The organism is Pseudomonas abieticivorans, from assembly GCF_023509015.1.
Taxonomy (GTDB): Bacteria; Pseudomonadota; Gammaproteobacteria; order Pseudomonadales; family Pseudomonadaceae; genus Aquipseudomonas; species Aquipseudomonas abieticivorans.
This window is the reverse complement of sequence record NZ_CP094975.1, coordinates 3,289,370-3,309,810: the sequence shown is the minus strand read 5'-3', so window position 1 is coordinate 3,309,810 and position 20,441 is coordinate 3,289,370. Positions and strand designations below refer to the sequence as shown.

The following is a 20,441-nucleotide window of genomic DNA, read 5'->3' as shown; positions in this document are numbered from 1 at the left end:
AGGCCTTATTCGTGACCTGGGGTGTGGTGTGCAGCGCTGGCGGCGCGGCTTTGTTCGGCACCGGCCCACAGGCGTTCCAGGTCGTAGAACTGGCGAGCCGCGGCGGTCATCATGTGCACGATGACGTCGCCCAGGTCCAGCAGTACCCAATCGCTGTCGCCCTTGCCTTCTTCGCTCAACGGCTGCAGGCCCTTGGCCTTGACCACTTCGCGAACCTTGTCGAGCATGGCGCTGATCTGGCGGTTAGAGGTACCGGTGGCGATCAGCATGTAATCGGCAATGCTGGTTTTATCGCGAACATTCAGGACCTGGATGTCCAGGGCCTTGACGTCTTCCAGGGCCGCCGTTGCCAGTTCGACCACTTCTTCGCTGCTCATTACTTGCTTCTTCATATAAAACTCATTCAGTTCAATTCGGCGCTCGGTACAGCCCGTGCGCATCGATGTAGGCCAGCACCGCGTCCGGCACCAGGAAACGTACCGACTTCCCGCTGGCCAGCAGTTGACGGATCTGGGTGGCAGACACCGAAAGCGGCGTCTGCCAGACGAAAGCTATTTGCCCGCTCGGCCCCTTGAGGGCCGCCGGGTCACTGATGCAACGAGCGGCCAGCAGGTTGCGCAAGGCATCCGGTGGTTCGCTGTCGGCATCAGGGCGCTGCAACACCAGGATATGACAGTGCTGCAGCAGTTCTTCCCAACGATGCCAGGAAGGCAAGCCACAGAACGCATCCCAGCCCAGCAGCAAAAACAACGGGTCGTGTGCGCACAACTCAGCACGCATCGACTCCAGGGTGTCGATGGTGTACGACGGCTTGTCGCGCAACAATTCCCGGGCATCCACCGTCAATGGCGTAACACCCTGTACCGCTTTTTCGACCATGGCCAGGCGATCCTGCGCCGTTACCTGCGGCATGTCCCGATGGGGCGGCCGCGCGTTGGGCGTCAGGCGCAGCTCGTCGAAACCGAGCAGCTCGGCCACTTCCAGCGCGCTGCGCAGGTGGCCGATGTGCACCGGATCGAACGTGCCGCCCAGCACACCGACGCGCCGGGGCGCGGTCGGTGAAAGGTTTGCAGCGTCGGCCGCCCCAAGGCTTGAGTCGACCAAGTCAGGCCGGCTCCTGGCCGCGCAACTGACCGTCACCCACCACCACGTACTTCTCGCAGGTCAGGCCTTCCAGGCCTACCGGCCCGCGCGCGTGGATTTTATCGGTGGAAATCCCGATCTCCGCGCCCAGGCCATACTCGAAGCCGTCGGCGAAGCAGGTCGGGGTGTTCAGCATGACCGAACTGGAGTCGACTTCAGCCATGAACTGGCGGGCCTGCCCCTGGTGTTCGGTCACGATCGAATCGGTGTGGTGCGAGCCGTAGTGGTTGATGTGCTCGATGGCCTGCTCCAGGCCGTCGACGATACGGATCGACAGGATGGCCGCCAGGTACTCGGTGCTCCAGTCCGCCTCGGTGGCCGCGACCACTTCGACCAGGTCACGGGTACGCTCGCAACCGCGCAGCTCGACGCCTTTTTCGCGGAACTGGGCGGCCATGGCGGGCAGAAACTCGGCGGCGACGCGCTGGTCGACCAGCAGCGTTTCCATTGCGCCACAAATGCCGTAGCGGTAGGTCTTGGCGTTGAACGCGATGCGCTGGGCCTTGGCCAAGTCGGCATCGGCGGCCACGTACACGTGGCAGATGCCGTCCAGGTGCTTGATGACCGGCACCTTGGCATCGCGGCTAACGCGCTCGATCAGGCCCTTGCCACCGCGCGGCACAATGATGTCGACATACTCGGGCATGGTGATCAACGCGCCTACGGCGGCGCGGTCGGTGGTTTCCACCACTTGCACCACGGCCGGCGGCAGGCCGGCCTCGGCCAGCCCGCGCTGGATGCACACGGCGATGGCGCGGTTGGAGTGAATGGCCTCGGAGCCACCGCGCAGGATGGTCGCATTGCCGGACTTAAGGCACAGGCTGGCGGCGTCGATGGTGACGTTGGGCCGCGACTCGTAGATGATCCCGACCACACCCAGCGGCACGCGCATCTTGCCGACCTGGATACCGGATGGGCGATAGCTCATGTCGCGAATCGCCCCCACGGGGTCCGGGAGACTGGCCACCTGACGCAAGCCGACGATCATGCCGTCGATGCGCGCTGGGGTCAGCGCCAGGCGCTCGAGCATGGCCGGTTCCAAGCCATTGGCGCGGCCAGCGGCCAGATCTTGCTCGTTGGCGGCGGTGAGCTCGGCACGTGCGGCGTCCAACGCGGCGGCAGCAGCCTGCAATGCGCGGTTCTTCTGCGCGGTGCTGGCGCGACCGATCACGCGCGAAGCTTCGCGGGCGGCGCGACCCAAACGGGTCATGTAGTCAAGAACGGACTCAGTCATGGTCTCTGGTGGTCTTGGCAAAGAGGAAAGCGGCTGATTATAACTGTCACGTGGGCCCACGGACAGCGGCGGCAGGCGGATGGTCGAAATCTACTGGCAGAAGTTGATCGTTCAGCTTCGATTAAGCCGGATATTGCTATCATTCGGCCCTGATTCCTGCGCCTTGCGAATTGTTCGATGCCCGACAAGCCTTTGCCCTGGCCCACTGCCCACCCTTTGCCCGACGCCTTTTTCGACCGCGACGCCCAAACGCTCGCACGCGAACTGCTGGGCAAGGTGATCCGCCACCGGCAGGGTGATTTATGGCTTAGCGCGCGCATCATCGAGACAGAAGCCTACTATTTCACCGAAAAAGGCAGCCATGCATCCCTCGGCTACACCGAGAAACGCAAGGCGCTGTTCCTTGATGGCGGGCATATCTACATGTACTACGCCCGTGGCGGCGACTCGCTGAATTTCAGTGCCCAGGGCCCGGGTAACGCCGTATTGATCAAGTCCGCCTACCCGTGGGTAGATGACTACTCAGGCACCAACAGCCTGGCGCAGATGCAATTGAACAACCTGGATGCCAGTGGCCAGGTACGCCCCGATGCGCGCCTGTGCGCCGGGCAGACGCTGCTGTGCAAGGCGCTGGGCCTGAAAGTGCCGGAGTGGGACGCTCGGCGTTTCAATTTGCAACAATTGTTCGTAGAAGACCTCGGCATCATCCCGCAACACATTATCCAGACAACCCGCCTCGGCATCCCCCACGGCCGTGACGAACACCTGATGTACCGCTTCGTCGATGCCGAACATGCCCGCCACTGCACCCGCAACCCGTTGCGACGCGGGCAGGTTGAAGGGCGCGACTACCTTTTGCTCAACCAAGGAAACTGAACCATGGGCCCATGGCTCGATAGCATCACCGGCTGGCTGACGCTGCACCCGCAATGGCTGGGTTTGGCGATCGTGCTGGTGGCCGCCACGGAATGCCTGGCGATTGTCGGGCTGATTGTACCGGGCACCGTATTGCTTTTCGGCATCGCGGTGTTGGCAGGGGGCGGCGCGCTGTCATTGAGCCAGGCGTTGCTGCTCGGCTTTCTGGGCGGGCTGATTGGCGACGTACTGTCCTACACGGTAGGCCGACGCTTCCATCAGAACATTCGGCGCCTGCCCGTGCTGCGCAATCACCCGGAATGGATCAACCGCGCCGAAGGCTATTTCCAGCGCTACGGGATTGCCAGCCTGCTGGTGGGTCGCTTCATCGGCCCGCTGCGACCGATGCTGCCGATGGTGGCAGGCATGTTCGACATGCCGGTACTGCGCTTTATCGGCGTCAGCCTGTTGGCCGGCGCCGGCTGGTCGGTGGTGTACATCATGCCGGGCTGGGCCACGGGTGCGGCCATGCGCCTGCCGCTGCCTGATGGTTTCTGGCCGCAAGCCGGCATCGTCGCTGCCGCCTTTGCAATTCTGATTGGCTTGAGTGTCCACGCCAGCCTGCGCCGCTTGCCACGCGCTACCCAATTGATCGCGGCGCTGTGCCTGTTGTTGATGGCGGCGCTGTTTATCGGCTACCCCTACCTCAACCACCTCGACCAGGGCGTAATGGCGCTGGTGCAGGAACACCGTGGCCCGGCGGCAGACCGCTTTGCGGTGATGCTGACGCGCATGGGCGACTTCCGCGCCCAACTGACGCTGGCCGGGATCGTCTGTGCCCTGCTGCTCATCTTGCGCCAGTGGCGGCCGGCGCTCTTTGCCGTTTCGACGTTATTGCTGACGGCCTTGGGCAATGGCGCCAGCAAATGGTTTTTCGCCCGCACCCGCCCCGAGGTGCTGCTGACCCCGCTGCACAGCTACAGCATGCCCAGCGGGCACAGTTCGGCCTCGTTTGCCTTTTTCATGACCCTGGCGGTCCTGGCCGGTCGCGGCCAGCCCACCCGCATGCGCCTGACCTGGTTGCTGCTGGGCGGTATTCCGGCGCTGTTCATCGCCATGTCGCGGGTGTACCTGGGCGCCCATTGGCCAACGGACATTATGGCCGGGGCGCTGCTGGCCTGCTTCATGTGCGCGGCCTGCCTGAGCGTAATGCAATACAAACAGCCGCTGCCGACCATGGCGCCACGGGTATGGGCGATCATCTTGCCGGTGTGCCTGGCGACATTGGGGTACTTTGCGTTCAAATCGATCCCGCATGCGATGCTGCGGTACCAATACTAGATAGCGGTGCAGTGTTCGCGAATAAATCCGCCGCTACAGACGCGCGGCGCCCCTGTAGGCGCGGATTCATCAGCGAATGGCCCTCAGGCAAAAAGCTCGCCTTGGAGGTCATCCAATAACAGCTGGATCTTCTCCAGGCGCAGCTGTGGATCGCCGATCTCCAGCAGGTCGAGCTTGTCCAGCTCAGGGAATGGCAGCAGATACGCCAGTTGATTGCTCAACGACTGGCGCCCCTCGGCCCCGCTGGTCATGTTCAGCGCCGCCACCATCGGGTGCTCGGCCAGTGCCTTGAGCAGCGCCAGCAGGTCGTCGTCCTCATCCTCCAACGGCGCGTCGGCGGGCTCGTCCAGCCACTCAACCTCGCCCATCAACAATTGGTCGCGCCGGGTCTCGGTATGCGTCACCCGAAAGCGTCGCCCACCCTGCACGCGAATCCCCAGCAGCCCGTTTTGCTGCTGCTGGAAGTCGGTGATCCGCGCCTCGCAGCCAACCATTGCATGGTCGTTGGGCACAGCCCCGACTTCCTGGCCTTCGAGGATGCACACCACGCCAAAGCCGCCACCCTGTTTCATGCAGCGGCCGATCATGTCCAGGTAGCGTGCCTCGAAAATCTGCAGGTCGAGGGTGCAACCGGGGAACAGCACGGTATTGAGGGGAAACAACGGCACCATCATCTGCACATTCCTTAAACGAACAGGCTGACCGCCAACGGCAAGAACACCGCCGTGGCCACACCCATCAAGCTCATCGCCAGCGCGGCAAACGCACCGCACTCTTCACTTTCCTGCAGGGCGACCGAGGTGCCCACCGCGTGTGCGGTCATGCCAAGGGCCATTCCGCGTGCAGCAGGGTTATTGACCCGCAAACGGCTCAACAGTGCCGGGCCAAAGATTGCCCCGATCACGCCGGTGATCAACACGAACACCGCCGCCAACGCCGCCACCCCGCCAATCTGCTCGGCCACCAGCATGGCAATGGGCGAGGTTACCGACTTGGGCGCCATGGTCATCAAAATCATGTGCTCGGCGCCAAAGCTCCAGGCCAGCAGCACGCCGAGGCCAGTGGCGAGCACCCCGCCCACTACCAGCGTAGTCAGGGTGGGCCAGAATAGCTGTCGAATACGCCGCAGGTTCAGGTACAACGGCACTGCCAGGGCCACCGTGGCCGGGCCCAGCAGGATGCTGAGGATTTCCGTGCTTTTGCGGTATTCGACGTAGGTCAGCCCGCAGCCCAGCAACACTGCCACCACCAACACCATGGACACCAGCACCGGCTGCAGGAAGATCCAGCGGGTTTTCTCGTAGGCTGCCAACACCACCTGGTAGGCGCCCAGGGTGATGCCAATACCGAACAGTGGGTGATGGATGACCGATTCGACAGCGCCGTGCCAATCAAGCGTCATGCCGAGCACCTCGCCGCGAGCGCCGGTCGATGAGTTTCTGCATCAACACCCCGGCAAAGGCCATGGAAATCAGCAGCGACAGCACCAGGGTGCCAACGATGGCCCAGAAATCCGCAGCGATATCGGCGGCATACACCATCACGCCCACCGCGGGCGGCACCAGCAACAGCGGCAAGTAACGCAGCAAGCTGCTGGCCGCCTCGTTCAGAGGCGCACCCACTTCGCCGCGAATGATCAGAAAAATCAGCAGCAACAACAGGCCGATGATCGGCCCCGGCAATATCGTGAAAAACAAATGATTGAGCGCCGTGCCCATCAGCTGGAACAGCACCAACCACGTCAAACCGCGTAACAACATGACCTTTCTCCCCCTGGCACGCGGCGCCATTATAAGCACGCGCCTGCCTGCCCTATAAACCGCCATTCGCCAAAGCCATACAGGCTTGACCGTACGCGGGCGGCGTGATGATCTACGGGTTCGAACTGCCCACAGAGCAAGTCGTGAAAAAGACGCCAACAAGGAGAGTCCAATGCCCTATGTACCTGTTGCAGAGCTCAAGCAGTATGTTGGAAAGGAACTCGGACGTTCCGAATGGTTGCTGATTGACCAAGAGCGCATCAACCTGTTCGCCGAAGCCACCGGCGACTTCCAGTTCATCCATATCGACCCGGTCAAAGCCGCGCAAACCCCCTTCGGCAGCACCATCGCCCACGGTTTTCTGTCCCTGTCGCTGATCCCCAAGCTGATGGAAAGCATTTTGGTGCTGCCTGAAGGCTTGAAAATGGTGGTCAACTACGGCCTGGACAGCGTGCGTTTCATCCAGCCGGTCAAGGTGAACTCAAAAGTCCGACTGAAGGTCGAGATGACCGAAGTGACCGAGAAAAAACCCGGCCAATGGCTGCTCAAGGCCACTGCCACACTGGAAATCGAAGGCCAGGAAAAGCCTGCGTTTATCGCAGAACCCCTGTCGCTCTGCTTCGTGTAGGCACTGCGCAAGTGTGAAACAGTCGCTATGACTGTTTCACACGGGACGTTCTACGGCATACTCGGGCCCTTACTTGCCCGGATCCCGCCATGCGCCCACTCGTTCCTCTCGCCCTGACCCTGCTGCTCGCTGCCTGCGGTGATGGTGAATCGCTTTCGCCACCGGACGCTCGCCTGCCCGATGGCGGCCGCTACCGGGGCGAGGTGGTCAATGGGCTGCTGCAGGGCCAAGGCCGCATCGACTACCCCAACGGCAGTTGGTATGCCGGGGTCTTTCTGAATGGCCAGTGGCATGGCGAAGGCGAATGGCACGGCAGTAACGGCGAGGTCTATCGCGGCCAATTCTCCCAGGGGCTGTTCCACGGCCAGGGCACCTTGAGCGCCAACGGCGGTACCTACACGGGTGAGTTCAAACTGGGCCGCCGCGACGGCGAAGGCGCGCTCAAGGACGCCGGGCAAACCTACCGCGGCGGCTTCAAGGCCGACCAGTACTCCGGCGCAGGCCATCTGGAGTTGGTGGACGGCAGCGAATACCAAGGCTTTTTCAGCAATGGCAAGCCCAACGGCGAAGGCGTGCGCAGTGATGCCGACGGCAATCAGTTCAGCGGCAACTTCACCAATGGTCAGTTGGAAGGCCATGGCACCTTTAGCGGCGCAGAGGGTGACCAATACATCGGCAGCTTCCACAACAACCAGCTCGATGGCCGCGGGCGCTACGAAAGCGCCGACGGCGACGTGTGGATCGGCCAGTTCAAGGAAGGCTCGCTGACCGGCGACGGGGAAATGTTCGGTAGCGATGGCAGCCATTACAAAGGGCAATTCCAGGACTGGCATTTTGCCGGCCCGGGCTTTCTGGCGCTGGCGGACGGCAGTACCTACCAAGGCGGCTTCGCCAACGACGCCTACCAGGGCCGCGGCACCCTGACCCACAAGGATGGCAGCGTTGAGAGCGGCCAGTGGGCCAATGGCCAGCGGGTACGTGATGGCCAGGGCAAACTGCTGCCAGACACCCTGGAACTGGGCCTGCTGAACCAGGGCCGCCTGCTCGATCAGGCGCTGGCCGCCATACCCGCGACGACCCCCGGCATCAAGCTGTACAGCCTGACCCTGGCCGGTGACGGCAAGCAAAGCGTGTTCATGCGCGAGGCCGATTACGTCAGCAAGATGCTCGGCAGCCGCTTCGGTGCGTTCGGCCGGATCAGCCTGATCAACCATCGCGACCACCTGGACGACCGGCCCATGGCCAGCCGGGAAACCCTGAGCCGCGCCGTGCAAACCCTGGCCGAGCGCAGTGGCCCGGACGACCTGGTGTTCATCTACCTGACCAGCCACGGCACCCATGACCACGAACTGGTGCTGGACCTGCCGCGCCTGCAACTGGCCGACCTGCCTGCCGACGAACTGGCGGCGATACTGGCCCCGCTGAAAAACCGCGACAAGATCATTGTGATATCGGCTTGTTATTCCGGGGGGTTCATCCCGGCGCTCAAGGATGACAAAACCTTAATCATGACCGCCTCCCGAGCCGATAGAGTGTCATTCGGGTGTTCCGAAGAAGCCGACTTCACCTACTTTGGCGATGCCCTGTTCGCGCAAGCACTGAACGACACGGACGACCTGCAGCAAGCCTTCGAACTTGCTCGCAAGCACGTTGCCGAAAGGGAGAAGGCCGAGAATTTCGAGGCTTCGGAGCCACAAATCTGGGCTCCGAAAGGCGTACTGGCGCATTGGCAGCGCTTGCGCCAGCAACAGGCAAGGAACGCATTGCAAAGTGCAGCGTTGAGCACGGCAAAAAGTGCCCAGACGCACTAAGCTAAGTGTAACGAGGGAGAGACATCATGTATCTGACGCCCCAGCACATACTGCTCGCCGGAGCTACCGGCCTGACCGGTGAACACCTGCTTGATCGGCTGCTCAATGAGCCGACCGTCAGTCGTGTCCTGGCCCCTACTCGTCGCCCCTTGGCCGAGCACCCACACCTGGTGAACCCCGTAGGGCAGATCGAAGAGCTGTTGCCCGAGCTCGGCGGCCGGGTCGACATTGCTTACTGCTGCCTGGGCAGCACCATCAAGCAGGCCGGCTCACAGGAAGCGTTCCGTCAGGTAGACCACGACCTGGTGGTGGCTTACGCCAAACGCGCGCGCGAGCTGGGTGCGCGACACTTGCTGGTCATCAGCGCCATCGATGCCGACGACAAGTCGAAGATCTTCTACAACCGCATAAAAGGCGAAACCGAACGCGATCTCAGGGCGCAGGATTGGCCGCAACTGACCATCGTGCGGCCTTCCCTGCTGCTGGGTAACCGCACCGAGCCGCGCCTGGCCGAGCAACTGGCGGCCCCCATCGCCAAACTGATTCCCGGCAAGTACCGTGGCATCGAAGCGTGCCAACTGGCCAGGGCGCTGTGGCGCCTGGCGCTGGAAGAGCAGGAGGGTATCCGCGTGGTGGAATCAGACGAGCTGCGCCGGCTGGGCAAGTGATCGCCGCGTCAAAGCCCACCCTGGGCGTTGTAGCTGACGCCAAGCACAGTCAGCAGCGACAACGGTAGCAACAGCGTATCGAGCAAGGTGCTTGCTGGCAGGTCCACGTAAGGATAAGCCGGCGGCTCAGTGCCGAACTTGTCCTTCGGGCAGCAGCCCCCCTCTATCGCATACCAATCGAGCCGCGCACCGGAATACACGATCGGTGCGCCGGGCTTGTTCGCGTCCAGCGTGCTGATGGTCGCGCAGCCACCCAGCTGCAGCGCCAGCACGGCGCCCGCCCAGGCCTTATTCATCGGCGCCGAAGTGGTGCTCGCCCCATCGCGGCAACATGTCCTGAGGGATGTTCAACAGGTTAAGCACGCGGGCCACGACGAAATCGACCAAGTCGTCGATGGTTTGCGGCTGATGGTAGAAACCCGGCGAAGCAGGAAGGATCACCGCGCCCATCTGCGACAGCCTGAGCATGTTTTCCAGATGGATGGTGGAGTACGGCGCCTCGCGGGGTACCAGGATCAGCTGCCGGCGCTCCTTGAGGGTCACGTCCGCCGCCCGCTCGATCAGGTTGTTGCAAGCGCCGGTAGCGATCGCCGACAGAGTGCCGGTGGAACACGGCACCACTACCATCGCGCTCGGCGCACCGGAGCCGGACGCCACGGGCGACATCCAGTCTTCCTTGCCATATACCCGAATCTGCCCGGCGGAAGCACCGGTGTATTCGGTGAGGAATGCCTGCATCATCTGGGGCTTGGGCGGCAGCAGCACGTCCGTTTCGGTCGACATCACCAGCTGCGCCGCTTTGGAAATAAGGAAATGCACCTCACGATCCTCGCGCACCAGGCAGTCGAGCAGGCGCAGGCCATACTGCGCCCCTGAAGCGCCGGTCATGGCCAACGTGACGCGCTCCGGGCCGCTCACCGCAGCGCCTCGGCCAGTTTGCCGTGCAGGCCGCCGAAACCGCCATTGCTCATGATAACCACGTGAGTACCGGGCTTGGCCTGGCTTTTGACCCGTTCGATGATGCCTTCCAGCGAATCCGACACCACCGACGGCACGCTACACAGCGCGGCGGTAGCGGCCAGGTCCCAGCCCAGATTCGCTGGCGCATACCAGATCACCTGGTCGGCATCACGCACGCTGTCTGGCAGCCCGTCGCGGTGCGCGCCCAGCTTCATGGAATTGGAGCGTGGCTCGATCACCGCGATCAGCGGGGCATCGCCAATACGCTTACGCAAACCATCCAAGGTGGTGGCGATGGCCGTGGGGTGGTGGGCAAAGTCATCGTAAATGGTCACGCCCTGAACGTTGGCGACCACTTCCATGCGCCGTTTGACGTTCTTGAATGCGCTCAAACCTTCGATCGCCATGGCCGGCACCACACCCACATGGCGTGCCGCAGCCAAGGTGGCCAAGGCATTGGCGACGTTGTGCTGGCCGGTCAAAGGCCAATCGACGGTGCCTTGCACCTCACCCTGGAACAGCACTTCGAAGCGCGAGCCGTCTTCGCTGAGCAGCCTGGCCTGCCATTGGCCACCTGCACCGGTGGTTTGCACCGGGGTCCAGCAGCCCATGTCGATCACGCGCTTGAGTGCAGGCTCGGTGGTGGGGTGAATGACCAGGCCTTCGCTTGGGATGGTGCGCACCAGATGGTGGAACTGCCGCTCGATGGCCGGCAGATCGGGGAAAATGTCTGCATGGTCGAATTCCAGGTTGTTCAAAATCGCCGTGCGCGGGCGGTAGTGGACGAACTTGGAGCGCTTGTCGAAGAAGGCGCTGTCGTACTCGTCGGCCTCAACCACGAAGAACGGCGTACCCCCCAGGCGGGCCGACACGGCAAAGTTCTGCGGCACGCCACCGATCAGGAAACCCGGGCTCATGCCGGCATGTTCCAACACCCAGGCGAGCATGCTGCTGGTGGTAGTCTTGCCATGGGTGCCGGCCACGGCCAGTACCCAGCGGCCTTGCAACACATGATCGGCCAACCACTGCGGGCCGGACACGTACGGCAGGCCCTTGTTCAGCACATATTCAACAGCTGGGTTGCCTCGCGACAGCGCATTGCCGATCACCACCAGGTCAGGCGCAGGCTCCAGCTGGGCCGCGTCGTAGCCTTGGTGCAGTTCAATGCCTTGAGCCTGCAATTGCGTGCTCATCGGCGGGTAGACATTGGCGTCGGAGCCGGTCACGTGGTGGCCCAACTCCTTGGCGAGCACCGCCAGCGAACCCATGAAAGTGCCGCAGATACCGAGAATGTGAATATGCATGATTGACCTCGTAAAACATCGAGGCAGGTTAGCGTAGGGTAGGAAAAATCTCACGTATTCATTACAACGCACCCGGTAGGAGCGGATTTATCCGCGAGAGTACGCCGCGTTGTAACAGGTAGACCGCAGCGCACTCTTGCGGGTAAATCCGCTCCTACGGGCCTGATTCACGCCGTTTTGGAGAGGTTGTGCTTACGTAATTTTCTATACAACGTATTGCGGCTTATCCCCAACTGCTCGGCCACGTGGGTCATGTGCCAGCGCTGCTGCTCCAGCGCGCTGAGTAACGTTGCGCGCTCCGCTTCGGCCAACGGCATTTCTACCATCGGCACCTCGGGTTCTGCTTGCAGTACATAGGCCGGCAGGTCATCCAGGCTGATCACTCCGCCTTCGCTCAATGCCACCAAAGTGCGTAACACCGTACGCAGCTGCCTCACGTTGCCGGGCCAGGCATAGGCCAGCAAGGCCTCGCGGGCTTCCGGGGCGATTATCATGGCTTCATTGCCCGCCTCCTGTTTGAGCAGGAACGCCAGCAACTGCGGCTTGTCAGCACGCTCACGCAAGGCCGGCAAAGCCACTTCCAGACCGTTGAGGCGGTAGTACAAGTCTTCGCGGAAACTGCCGTCCTTCACTCGCTCCAGCAGGTTGCGGTGAGTAGCGCTGATGATGCGCACATCCACCGCCTGCGGCTCGCCGCCGATGGGCACGACCATGCGGTCTTCCAATACCCTTAGCAACCGAGTTTGCAGGGCCAGCGGCATGTCACCGATTTCATCCAGCAACAACGTGCCGCCGTCAGCCTGCTGCAACTTGCCGCGCATGCCTTCTTTGCGGGCGCCGGTAAAACTGCCGCCGCGGTAACCGAATAGCTCACTTTCGATCAGGCTTTCCGGAATAGACGCACAGTTGAGCGCGACGAAAGCCTTACCCCCTCGCCGGCTGGCCTGGTGCACGGCCTTGGCGAATGCTTCCTTGCCCGACCCGGTCTCACCGTTCACCAGCAGCGGTACATCGCGCTCGAACACCTTCAATGCGCGGCGAAAGCTCAATTGCAGCGCTTCATCCCCAAGGCAGATATCCACAGGGGCTACTGCCACAGGCCTTTGCGCAAGTGCCGGCGCCTGCACTGGCACCGACCGTTGTGCCTGGCCACGCAAACTGGCAAACAAAATGCGCCCATCAGCGCTGCGTAACGGCCAACTGGCGGTGGCCGAAGCACTGGCACGCCCCAGCAATTGGTCCAGCGAGCAATCAAAGAACGCTTCCACCGGCTGCCCAAGCAGGCTCACCCGCAAGTGCCCAAGCAGGTTCAAGGCGCTTTGGTTGACCGCGCTTATACGCCCCTCTCCGTCAAACGCCAGCAGGCCTTCGCTGAACAGCCCTACCGATTCGGCCTGCAGGTGAAAGCGCAACAGCCACTGGTTTTCGAAATGACGGAGGAAATAGCAGCTCTCGATCATCTTCGCCGACAGGTTGACCAACGCCATGGTGTGGAACTGGCTTTGCCGCGAAACTTCGTGACGAGCCGACGACACATCCAGCACCGCCAGCAACTCGCCGTGGGGGTCGAATACCGGGCTGGCCGAACACGTCAGGCCGGTGTGCCGACCGCGAAAATGCTCATCCTGGTGAATGGTCAGCGCCTGGCGCTCGACCAGGCAGGTGCCGATGCCGTTAGTGCCCTCGCGCGCCTCGCTCCAATCGGCGCCCAGCCAGAGCCCGGCGCGCTCGAATACCCGGCGCTCGGCAGAAGCGGTCACGCAATTGAGGATCACCCCCCGGGCATCGGTCAGCAGCACTGCATGCCCGGCACCGGAAAGCTGCTGGTGCAGGCTGTTCATTTCACCGTCGGCAATCTGCAACACCTGCTGCAAACGCTCGCGGCTTTCCAGCACGCGGCCGTGTTCCAGCACCGTGGGGGCTATGGCGAGCGAGGGGTCGAGGTGGTAATCCTTCAGGCAACGCAACCAGGAACGGGCGATCGACGGATCGCTACCGGGGCCCTGCGAATGGCGCTGGCCTTGAGTCACCGTCAGCACCTGGCGGGCGTGGCGGCTCAGATGTTCGTCATGCATTTCTTATTATTCTCCCTTAGGGGCTTTGATCAGCATCCTCTTGCTGCCCGGGCATTGCAACCTTGGCCACCGCCCGTGCAATCGACTGCGCCATTAACGGTACAAAGTGTCACCCCCCGCCTGTACCACATGCGCCCCATCGGACCCTGCAGATTGTTTTGCCGATGGTTGCAGGGCCCATTCCTGCGGGGTTTGGACGCACTGGCCCAACCTTTGCTCTACGCTTATCAAACGCTGTAAACGCGTCCTCCCAAAAAAACACAATAGTCAGGAGATACTCACCATGCGTTACGCCCATCCCGGTACTGAAGGCGCCCTGGTTACATTCAAAAGCCGCTACGGGAATTACATCGGCGGCGAATTCGTCGCGCCTGTCAAAGGTCAGTACTTCACCAATACTTCCCCGGTCAATGGCCAGCCCATTGCCGAATTCCCGCGTTCCACTGCCGAAGACATTGATAAAGCCTTGGATGCGGCACACGCCGCCGCCGACGCCTGGGGCAGCACCTCGGTGCAGGCGCGCTCCCTGACCCTGCTGAAAATCGCCGACCGCATCGAGCAAAATCTCGAACTGCTGGCCATTACCGAAACCTGGGACAACGGCAAGGCCGTGCGCGAAACCCTGAACGCCGACATCCCACTGGCCGCCGACCACTTCCGCTACTTCGCCGGCTGCCTGCGCGCCCAGGAAGGCAGCGCCGCCGAGATCGACGGCAATACCGTGGCCTATCACATCCACGAGCCGCTGGGCGTGGTCGGGCAGATCATCCCGTGGAACTTCCCCATCCTGATGGCTGCCTGGAAACTCGCCCCGGCCCTGGCCGCCGGCAACTGCGTGGTGCTCAAGCCTGCCGAGCAAACCCCGCTGGGCATCACCGTGCTGATGGAACTGATCGGCGACCTGCTGCCACCTGGCGTGCTCAACGTGGTGCAGGGCTTCGGCAAAGAAGCCGGCGAAGCACTGGCTACCAGCAAACGCATCGCCAAGATCGCCTTCACCGGCAGCACCCCGGTGGGCTCGCACATCATGAAATGCGCCGCTGAAAACATCATCCCGTCCACCGTGGAGCTGGGCGGCAAGTCGCCGAACATTTTCTTCGAAGACATCATGCAGGCCGAGCAAAGCTTCATCGAGAAGGCCGCCGAAGGCCTGGTGCTGGCATTCTTCAACCAAGGCGAGGTGTGCACCTGCCCATCACGCGCATTGGTCCAGGAGTCCATCTACCCGGCGTTCATGAAAGAGGTGATGAAAAAAATCGAGCAGATCAAGCGCGGCGACCCGCTGGACACCGACACCATGGTCGGCGCCCAAGCCTCCGAGCAGCAGTTCGACAAGATCCTTTCTTACCTGGAAATCGCCAAGAACGAAGGTGCCGAACTGCTCACCGGCGGCCAGGTGCAGAAGCTCGAAGGCAGCCTGTCGACCGGTTATTACATCCAGCCGACCCTGCTCAAGGGCAACAACAAGATGCGCGTGTTCCAGGAAGAAATCTTCGGCCCGGTGGTGAGCGTCACCACGTTCAAAGACGAAGCCGAAGCCCTGGCCATTGCCAACGACACCGAGTTCGGCCTGGGCGCCGGCGTGTGGACGCGCGACATCAACCGTGCCTACCGCATGGGCCGCGGGATCAAGGCCGGCCGCGTCTGGACCAACTGCTACCACCTGTACCCGGCCCACGCAGCATTCGGCGGTTACAAAAAGTCTGGTGTCGGCCGTGAAACCCACAAGATGATGCTGGACCACTACCAACAGACCAAAAACCTGCTTGTGAGCTACGACATCAACCCGCTCGGCTTCTTCTAAGCCCGGCATCGGTCAGCGCGCACAGGCCCTGCCTGTGCGCGCTGATTCATTTCAGCGTCGGTTTGATTGCGCTTTCTAATGCTTTTAGGCAGCATCCAGCCAACGGCATGCCTTGAGTTCGCCGCTAATCCCGATAGAACGTGAGGCCTTTTATGCGCATCATTCAAGCAACCCTCGAACATCTGGACCTGATCGCCCCCCTATTCGTCAAATATCGCGAATTCTACGGCGAACTGCCCTACCCCGATTCGTCCCGCGCGTTTCTCGAAAAACGCCTGCGCCGCAAGGAATCGGTGATCTACCTGGCCATGCCAGACGACGATGACGGCAAACTGCTCGGTTTCTGCCAGCTGTACCCCAGCTACTCGTCGCTATCGCTCAAGCGTGTGTGGATCCTCAACGACATTTATGTCGCCGAAGACGCCCGCCGCCAACTGGTCGCCGACCACCTGCTGAAAACCGCGAAGAAGATGGCCAAGGAGACCCAGGCCGTGCGCATGCGTGTTTCTACCAGCGCCAACAACGAAGTGGCGCAGAAAACCTACGAGTCCATTGGTTTTCACGTGGATAACGAGTTCATCAACTACACCTTGCCGATTTCCTCGGACTGACGCCCTCCCCGCGCAGCCTGCGTCGCGGATGAACCCGCTCGGGTTTGTCCGTGATCAATCGTCATGCTTCACCCGGACATCACTCGCTACAATCTCCACGGGCATAATTACCAGCCAGTCGTATAATGCCACCCTCAAAGCTGTAAGATTTTTTACCCTGCTCGGCTTTCCGCCTCCTTCGTTTTAATCAAGTCCGTAGGTTCGGGCTTCGCGCACAGGTGTCGTACATGGATTTCAACCCGCTTGACCTCATTCTCCATCTCGACGTTTACCTGGACCTGCTGGTCAATAATTACGGCCAGTGGATCTACGCGATCCTGTTTTTGGTGATCTTCTGCGAAACCGGCCTGGTGGTGATGCCGTTCCTGCCAGGCGACTCGCTGCTGTTCATCGCCGGCGCCGTGGCCGCAGGCGGCGGCATGGACCCCTTCCTGCTGGGCGGGCTGCTGATGGCCGCGGCTATCCTGGGCGACAGCACCAACTACATCGTCGGCCGCACCATCGGCAAAAAGCTCTTCAGCAACCCCAACTCGAAGATCTTCCGCCAGGATTACCTGCGCCAAACCCACGACTTCTACGAACGCCATGGCGGCAAAACCGTCACCTTGGCGCGCTTCCTGCCGATCCTGCGCACCTTCGCGCCGTTCGTCGCCGGTATCGGCAAGATGTACTACCCGCGCTTCCTGATGTTCAGCGTGATCGGCACGGTGGCCTGGGTGGGCGGCCTGGTCGCCTTGGGTTATTTCTTCGGCAACGTGCCGATCATCAAGAAAAACCTGACCCTGCTGATTGTCGCCATCATCCTGTTGTCGCTTATCCCAATGATCATCGGCATCGTTCGCAGCCGCATGGGCAACTCGACGAAGGCGCAATCGAACTAAGCATGTGGTCCCTGCGCGCCTGGCGCCGCCGTCGCACACTGGCCAAAAACCCGCTGCCACCGGCGCTGTGGCAGCGAGTTCGCCAGCACTTGGCGATTCTCGACGGCCTGACTGACGAACAAGACCAGTGGCTGCAAGAGCACAGCGTGCTGTTCCTGGCCAGCAAGCACCTCACGGCCCTCAACGGCGTGGAACTGGACGACGAAAGCCGTCTGCTGCTGGCCGCCCAGGCCCAACTGCCGCTGTTGCACCTGGGCGACCTGGACTGGTACCGCGGCTTCCACGAAATCGTGCTGTACCCCGATGACTTCCTGAGCCCGCAACGCCACCGCGATGCCAGCGGCATCGAGCACGAATGGGCCGGCGAGCACAGCGGCGAAGCCTGGCAACAAGGCCCGGTAATCCTTGCCCTGCCCGGGGTACTGGCCAGCGGCGGCTGGGAAGGCTACAACCTGGTCATCCACGAACTGGCGCACAAACTCGACATGCTCAACGGCAGCGCCAACGGCCTGCCGCCGCTGCATTCGGACATGCGCATCAGCGACTGGTCCAAAGCCATGCAGCACGCCTACGACGACCTTAACCGGCAACTGGACCGCAACCCGGACCACGAGACCGAGATCGACCCCTACGCGGCGGAAAACCCCGCCGAATTCTTTGCCGTCACCAGCGAATACTTCTTCAGCGCCCCCGACCTGCTGGCCCAGGCCTACCCAGAGGTTTACCTGCAGCTCAAGGCCTTCTACCGCCAAGACCCGTTGACCCGCCTGCAGCACCTGCAACACAGCCATCCCAGCTACCAGGCTGCCCACGACGCCTGACGGGCCGGGCGTGGCAACACGGTTAAACTATGCAATAATCGCTGCCACTTTTTGGCCTACACGGCCATTTGAACTGGCCTACAACGGGGGCACCGCCCAATGAGCTACAGCAAGATTCCGGCTGGCAAAGACCTGCCGAACGACATCTACGTCGCCATCGAGATTCCGGCCAACCACGCGCCGATCAAATACGAAATCGACAAGGACAGTGATTGCCTGTTCGTCGACCGTTTCATGGCCACCCCAATGTTCTACCCGGCCAACTACGGTTTCATCCCCAACACCCTGGCCGACGACGGTGACCCCCTCGACGTGCTGGTCGTGACCCCGTACCCAGTGTCCCCAGGCTCGGTCATCCGCGCCCGCCCGGTCGGCATCCTGCACATGACCGACGACGGCGGCGGCGACGCCAAAGTCATCGCCGTACCGCACGACAAACTGTCGCAGCTGTACGTCGACGTGAAGGAATACACCGACCTGCCGCCGCTGCTGCTTGAGCAGATCAAGCACTTCTTCGAGAACTATAAAGATCTCGAAAAAGGCAAATGGGTCAAGATCGAAGGCTGGGGCAACGCAGACGCCGCCCGCGCCGAAATCACCAAGTCGGTTGCAGCCTACAAAGGCTGATTCGACGCGTGATCAAAAGAGCCCTGGCCATGTGCCGGGGCTTTTTTTATCCGGTAGGAAGGCACCTACCCTGCGCCCTGAAAATAAACACTTTGTTCATTTCCCCGCTACACCCCACCCCGTAAAATCGCCCCATGACCAATTCCGGCGACCGCTTCAAACTCCTCCTGGCAGAATGCAACCTCAGCACTGCGGACTTCGCCGCCTACCTGAGGGTCACCCCGCAACACGTCAATAACTGGCTCAAACGCGGCGTACCCTTGGCTCGCATGGACGAAATCGCCTACCTGTTGTGCGTGCGCAGCAAGTGGCTGCGCTACGGCATCGGCCAGAAATACCCCGCCCCTGCGCCCCACCCACCCGTAGATCCACTCGCCCCGTGACGCATGACCATCCGTCGCCGGGCAAGGCTCTACAGCGGGCGCAGAGGTGCATTTTTGCTGGGCATTGCGAAACAAACTCAGTAAGATACCCGCACATTCGGCATCGGCCTGCCACGCACGCCCGACTGCCCCGGCTGACGGATGACTTTTCCGGCCCAGCCTCGCTGAAGACCCCAGGGTCGTAGGCGCAACGATTTGAAGGCGGCTGCGGTTTACCAAAAATAAACTAAATCCGTCCCCGAGAAGCCGGCCACAAGCCGGCTTTTTAATGCCTGCGTTTTGGCCATCGCTCAAATCACTCCCTTGGGCCTCGATACCATCCCGTCATCCGCCATTTCGGCGTGCCACCGCTCGCGGTCAAACAAGTGAGGTGGCAGCTGTACGCGGGTTGACCGAGCAACAAACATGTACCGCCGACCCATTCCTTCCACCCACTACCTTGCCAACCAGCCCAGTCACGGGCGGCCCAACAAGGATCAAGCCAATGAGCACCCTCTACCCCTTCACCGAACTCGACCTCCAAAACGCCTTCGACGACATCAGCGAAACCCTCTTCGACAAAGCCCGCGACATCAACAACGCTGGCCTGCCCGGTCCGAAAATCCTCATCATCGCCGGCGCCCAGGGCTCGGGCAAAACCTACCTGCTGGAAAATAAACTGCTCCCCAGCCAACGCTACAACACCTACATCCACCTCTACCTGCCAGCCTTTCGCAAGCAGCATCCGCTTTACGCCGAGATGGTCAAACACGGCCCCCTTCACGCCTATGAACACACCGAGGATTTCATTTGGAAACTAGGCACGAAGGTTTTCGCCCATGCTTTCGAACATCGTTACAACATCATCATGGAAACCGCGCTGGACGACCCGAAGTTTGCCGACTTCCCACCCGCCGCCGTGCAAGCCGGGTATCAATTCGAGGTGCACCTGATCGCGTGCCAGAAAGAGTTCTGCCATTGGGCGACACTGGATCGGGCGACGAAAAGCCTGGCCAAAAACGAGCTTGAACGCTTTGTTCCCTTGACCAAGATCGAGGCTTCACAGGCCAACGCCAAAGCGATTCTCGACGCATTCGAAGAGGCCTGTACGCAGGTGCCGGGCTCGCAAATCACGATGTATCAGCGCGGGCTGGAAACAGAGATGGAGAGTAAACCGCTGTGCCACAGCACCTGTGAGACGCCTGCGCAGTTGACGCCGCAAGCAGACTTTCAGGGGCAGGCGTTTATCAAGGCGTCACCGCTGAACCGAGCGTTCAGCATTCGACGAAACCCGAGGGAAAATGCCCCCTGCTCCTATCCTCAATATACTCAGGTAGTTCATGCCGGGATGATCGAACCCCAAGTACGCCAGGCAATGGTCAAAGCCTGCTGCAAGACGCTGGCCCAGGCACAAGAACTGATGCCTCAGGTGCCTACAGGTACCTTTCAGGAATTGAGCTTGTACGTACTCAAATACGTGCACCCGTAAACGGGCGAGCCAGCCCGGAAGGCTGCCAGACCTTCCGGGCGCAGCGCTGGATTTTAAAGAAACATCA

Annotated in this window: 21 protein-coding genes and 1 pseudogene; 12 read left to right on the top strand and 10 right to left on the bottom strand. The window is 61.6% G+C overall.

The window, feature by feature from the left end:
• Positions 1 to 5: 5 nt before the first annotated feature.
• The 3 genes from rsfS to L9B60_RS15140 are packed head-to-tail and all read right to left on the bottom strand — an operon-like array spanning position 6 to position 2,377.
• Positions 6 to 392 (bottom strand): ribosome silencing factor, encoded by a 387-nt coding sequence (gene rsfS, locus L9B60_RS15150; protein WP_249679585.1) that lies wholly within the window; start codon positions 390 to 392, stop codon positions 6 to 8.
• A 16-nt stretch (positions 393 to 408) separates the two neighbouring features.
• Entirely contained in the window at positions 409 to 1,104 is a 696-nt protein-coding gene (gene nadD / locus L9B60_RS15145; RefSeq protein ID WP_249679584.1) for a nicotinate-nucleotide adenylyltransferase, read from the bottom strand.
• 1 nt (position 1,105) lies between these two features.
• The gene (locus L9B60_RS15140) at positions 1,106 to 2,377 is read right to left on the bottom strand and encodes a glutamate-5-semialdehyde dehydrogenase (RefSeq protein ID WP_249679583.1); all 1,272 of its coding nucleotides are present in this window, start codon (positions 2,375 to 2,377) and stop codon (positions 1,106 to 1,108) included.
• Positions 2,378 to 2,554: 177 nt separating this feature from the next.
• Between L9B60_RS15140 and L9B60_RS15135 the strand changes: the two genes are divergently transcribed.
• Together L9B60_RS15135 and L9B60_RS15130 are read left to right on the top strand one after the other, a co-directional pair.
• Positions 2,555 to 3,253 (top strand): DNA-3-methyladenine glycosylase, encoded by a 699-nt coding sequence (locus L9B60_RS15135; protein ID WP_249679582.1) that lies wholly within the window; start codon positions 2,555 to 2,557, stop codon positions 3,251 to 3,253.
• Between the two features lie 3 nt (positions 3,254 to 3,256).
• Positions 3,257 to 4,573 carry a bifunctional DedA family/phosphatase PAP2 family protein gene (locus L9B60_RS15130; protein ID WP_249679581.1) on the top strand — a complete coding sequence of 439 codons (1,317 nt, stop codon included), beginning with the start codon at positions 3,257 to 3,259 and terminating at the stop codon, positions 4,571 to 4,573.
• A gap of 83 nt (positions 4,574 to 4,656) precedes the next feature.
• On the opposite strand, the gene L9B60_RS15125 is transcribed toward L9B60_RS15130, so the two are convergent.
• Genes L9B60_RS15125 through L9B60_RS15115 form a run of 3 tightly spaced genes read right to left on the bottom strand, consistent with a single transcriptional unit; the run spans position 4,657 to position 6,333 of the window.
• Positions 4,657 to 5,247: an LON peptidase substrate-binding domain-containing protein gene (locus L9B60_RS15125; RefSeq protein WP_249679580.1), complete on the bottom strand. Its 591-nt coding sequence runs from the start codon at positions 5,245 to 5,247 to the stop codon at positions 4,657 to 4,659.
• Positions 5,248 to 5,258: 11 nt separating this feature from the next.
• Positions 5,259 to 5,975 (bottom strand): LrgB family protein, encoded by a 717-nt coding sequence (locus L9B60_RS15120; RefSeq protein WP_249679579.1) that lies wholly within the window; start codon positions 5,973 to 5,975, stop codon positions 5,259 to 5,261.
• The gene (locus L9B60_RS15115; protein WP_249679578.1) at positions 5,965 to 6,333 is read right to left on the bottom strand and encodes a CidA/LrgA family protein; all 369 of its coding nucleotides are present in this window, start codon (positions 6,331 to 6,333) and stop codon (positions 5,965 to 5,967) included. The genes L9B60_RS15120 and L9B60_RS15115 overlap by 11 nt, the downstream gene beginning before the upstream one ends.
• Before the next feature lie 172 nt (positions 6,334 to 6,505).
• Here L9B60_RS15115 and L9B60_RS15110 point away from each other — a divergent pair, with 172 nt between their 5' ends.
• The 3 genes from L9B60_RS15110 (at position 6,506) to L9B60_RS15100 (ending at position 9,440) form a co-directional block, all read left to right on the top strand.
• Positions 6,506 to 6,961: a MaoC family dehydratase gene (locus tag L9B60_RS15110; RefSeq protein WP_249679577.1), complete on the top strand. Its 456-nt coding sequence runs from the start codon at positions 6,506 to 6,508 to the stop codon at positions 6,959 to 6,961.
• A gap of 89 nt (positions 6,962 to 7,050) precedes the next feature.
• Positions 7,051 to 8,772: a C13 family peptidase gene (locus L9B60_RS15105; RefSeq protein WP_249679576.1), complete on the top strand. Its 1,722-nt coding sequence runs from the start codon at positions 7,051 to 7,053 to the stop codon at positions 8,770 to 8,772.
• 26 nt (positions 8,773 to 8,798) lie between these two features.
• A complete protein-coding gene (locus L9B60_RS15100) occupies positions 8,799 to 9,440 on the top strand; it encodes an oxidoreductase (RefSeq protein ID WP_249679575.1) in 642 nt (213 codons plus the stop codon).
• A gap of 8 nt (positions 9,441 to 9,448) precedes the next feature.
• Here the strand turns inward: L9B60_RS15100 and L9B60_RS15095 are convergent, their stop codons facing one another.
• The 4 genes from L9B60_RS15095 to L9B60_RS15080 all read right to left on the bottom strand — a co-directional run bounded on the left by L9B60_RS15095 (position 9,449) and on the right by L9B60_RS15080 (position 13,779).
• Complete coding sequence (locus tag L9B60_RS15095; RefSeq protein ID WP_249679574.1) at positions 9,449 to 9,736, bottom strand: YceK/YidQ family lipoprotein; 288 nt, start codon at positions 9,734 to 9,736, stop codon at positions 9,449 to 9,451.
• Complete coding sequence (gene ubiX, locus L9B60_RS15090) at positions 9,729 to 10,358, bottom strand: flavin prenyltransferase UbiX (protein WP_249679573.1); 630 nt, start codon at positions 10,356 to 10,358, stop codon at positions 9,729 to 9,731. The genes L9B60_RS15095 and ubiX overlap by 8 nt, the downstream gene beginning before the upstream one ends.
• Complete coding sequence (gene mpl / locus L9B60_RS15085; protein ID WP_249679572.1) at positions 10,355 to 11,704, bottom strand: UDP-N-acetylmuramate:L-alanyl-gamma-D-glutamyl-meso-diaminopimelate ligase; 1,350 nt, start codon at positions 11,702 to 11,704, stop codon at positions 10,355 to 10,357. The genes ubiX and mpl overlap by 4 nt, the downstream gene beginning before the upstream one ends.
• 167 nt (positions 11,705 to 11,871) lie before the next feature.
• A complete protein-coding gene (locus L9B60_RS15080; protein ID WP_249679571.1) occupies positions 11,872 to 13,779 on the bottom strand; it encodes a sigma-54-dependent Fis family transcriptional regulator in 1,908 nt (635 codons plus the stop codon).
• Positions 13,780 to 14,062: 283 nt separating this feature from the next.
• Here L9B60_RS15080 and exaC point away from each other — a divergent pair, with 283 nt between their 5' ends.
• From exaC to L9B60_RS15045, 7 genes and pseudogenes are all read left to right on the top strand, one after another.
• Positions 14,063 to 15,583: an acetaldehyde dehydrogenase ExaC gene (gene exaC / locus L9B60_RS15075; RefSeq protein ID WP_249679570.1), complete on the top strand. Its 1,521-nt coding sequence runs from the start codon at positions 14,063 to 14,065 to the stop codon at positions 15,581 to 15,583.
• A 152-nt stretch (positions 15,584 to 15,735) separates the two neighbouring features.
• On the top strand, positions 15,736 to 16,194 hold the full coding sequence (locus L9B60_RS15070; RefSeq protein WP_249679569.1) for a GNAT family N-acetyltransferase: 459 nt from the start codon (positions 15,736 to 15,738) through the stop codon (positions 16,192 to 16,194).
• 227 nt (positions 16,195 to 16,421) lie between these two features.
• Positions 16,422 to 17,075 (top strand): DedA family protein, encoded by a 654-nt coding sequence (locus L9B60_RS15065; protein WP_249679568.1) that lies wholly within the window; start codon positions 16,422 to 16,424, stop codon positions 17,073 to 17,075.
• Between the two features lie 2 nt (positions 17,076 to 17,077).
• On the top strand, positions 17,078 to 17,896 hold the full coding sequence (locus L9B60_RS15060) for a M90 family metallopeptidase (RefSeq protein WP_249679567.1): 819 nt from the start codon (positions 17,078 to 17,080) through the stop codon (positions 17,894 to 17,896).
• Positions 17,897 to 17,995: 99 nt separating this feature from the next.
• Positions 17,996 to 18,523: an inorganic diphosphatase gene (gene ppa, locus L9B60_RS15055; RefSeq protein WP_249679566.1), complete on the top strand. Its 528-nt coding sequence runs from the start codon at positions 17,996 to 17,998 to the stop codon at positions 18,521 to 18,523.
• 134 nt (positions 18,524 to 18,657) lie between these two features.
• Positions 18,658 to 18,903, top strand: a pseudogene (locus L9B60_RS15050) (helix-turn-helix domain-containing protein); the annotation flags it as partial.
• Between the two features lie 487 nt (positions 18,904 to 19,390).
• Entirely contained in the window at positions 19,391 to 20,374 is a 984-nt protein-coding gene (locus L9B60_RS15045) for a zeta toxin family protein (protein WP_249679565.1), read from the top strand.
• Positions 20,375 to 20,441: the final 67 nt, after the last annotated feature.

Excerpts from the sequence above, each read along its gene's own strand:
- rsfS (WP_249679585.1), bottom strand. The coding sequence starts at position 392 with ATGAAGAAGCAAGTAATGAGCAGCGAAGAAGTGGTCGAACTGGCAACG.
- L9B60_RS15140 (WP_249679583.1), bottom strand. The coding sequence starts at position 2,377 with ATGACTGAGTCCGTTCTTGACTACATGACCCGTTTGGGTCGCGCCGCC.
- L9B60_RS15135 (WP_249679582.1), top strand. The coding sequence starts at position 2,555 with ATGCCCGACAAGCCTTTGCCCTGGCCCACTGCCCACCCTTTGCCCGAC.
- L9B60_RS15130 (WP_249679581.1), top strand. The coding sequence starts at position 3,257 with ATGGGCCCATGGCTCGATAGCATCACCGGCTGGCTGACGCTGCACCCG.
- L9B60_RS15125 (WP_249679580.1), bottom strand. The coding sequence starts at position 5,247 with ATGATGGTGCCGTTGTTTCCCCTCAATACCGTGCTGTTCCCCGGTTGC.
- L9B60_RS15120 (WP_249679579.1), bottom strand. The coding sequence starts at position 5,975 with ATGACGCTTGATTGGCACGGCGCTGTCGAATCGGTCATCCATCACCCA.
- L9B60_RS15115 (WP_249679578.1), bottom strand. The coding sequence starts at position 6,333 with ATGTTGTTACGCGGTTTGACGTGGTTGGTGCTGTTCCAGCTGATGGGC.
- L9B60_RS15110 (WP_249679577.1), top strand. The coding sequence starts at position 6,506 with ATGCCCTATGTACCTGTTGCAGAGCTCAAGCAGTATGTTGGAAAGGAA.
- L9B60_RS15105 (WP_249679576.1), top strand. The coding sequence starts at position 7,051 with ATGCGCCCACTCGTTCCTCTCGCCCTGACCCTGCTGCTCGCTGCCTGC.
- L9B60_RS15100 (WP_249679575.1), top strand. The coding sequence starts at position 8,799 with ATGTATCTGACGCCCCAGCACATACTGCTCGCCGGAGCTACCGGCCTG.
- L9B60_RS15095 (WP_249679574.1), bottom strand. The coding sequence starts at position 9,736 with ATGAATAAGGCCTGGGCGGGCGCCGTGCTGGCGCTGCAGCTGGGTGGC.
- mpl (WP_249679572.1), bottom strand. The coding sequence starts at position 11,704 with ATGCATATTCACATTCTCGGTATCTGCGGCACTTTCATGGGTTCGCTG.
- L9B60_RS15080 (WP_249679571.1), bottom strand. The coding sequence starts at position 13,779 with ATGCATGACGAACATCTGAGCCGCCACGCCCGCCAGGTGCTGACGGTG.
- exaC (WP_249679570.1), top strand. The coding sequence starts at position 14,063 with ATGCGTTACGCCCATCCCGGTACTGAAGGCGCCCTGGTTACATTCAAA.
- L9B60_RS15070 (WP_249679569.1), top strand. The coding sequence starts at position 15,736 with ATGCGCATCATTCAAGCAACCCTCGAACATCTGGACCTGATCGCCCCC.
- L9B60_RS15065 (WP_249679568.1), top strand. The coding sequence starts at position 16,422 with ATGGATTTCAACCCGCTTGACCTCATTCTCCATCTCGACGTTTACCTG.
- L9B60_RS15060 (WP_249679567.1), top strand. The coding sequence starts at position 17,078 with ATGTGGTCCCTGCGCGCCTGGCGCCGCCGTCGCACACTGGCCAAAAAC.
- ppa (WP_249679566.1), top strand. The coding sequence starts at position 17,996 with ATGAGCTACAGCAAGATTCCGGCTGGCAAAGACCTGCCGAACGACATC.
- L9B60_RS15045 (WP_249679565.1), top strand. The coding sequence starts at position 19,391 with ATGAGCACCCTCTACCCCTTCACCGAACTCGACCTCCAAAACGCCTTC.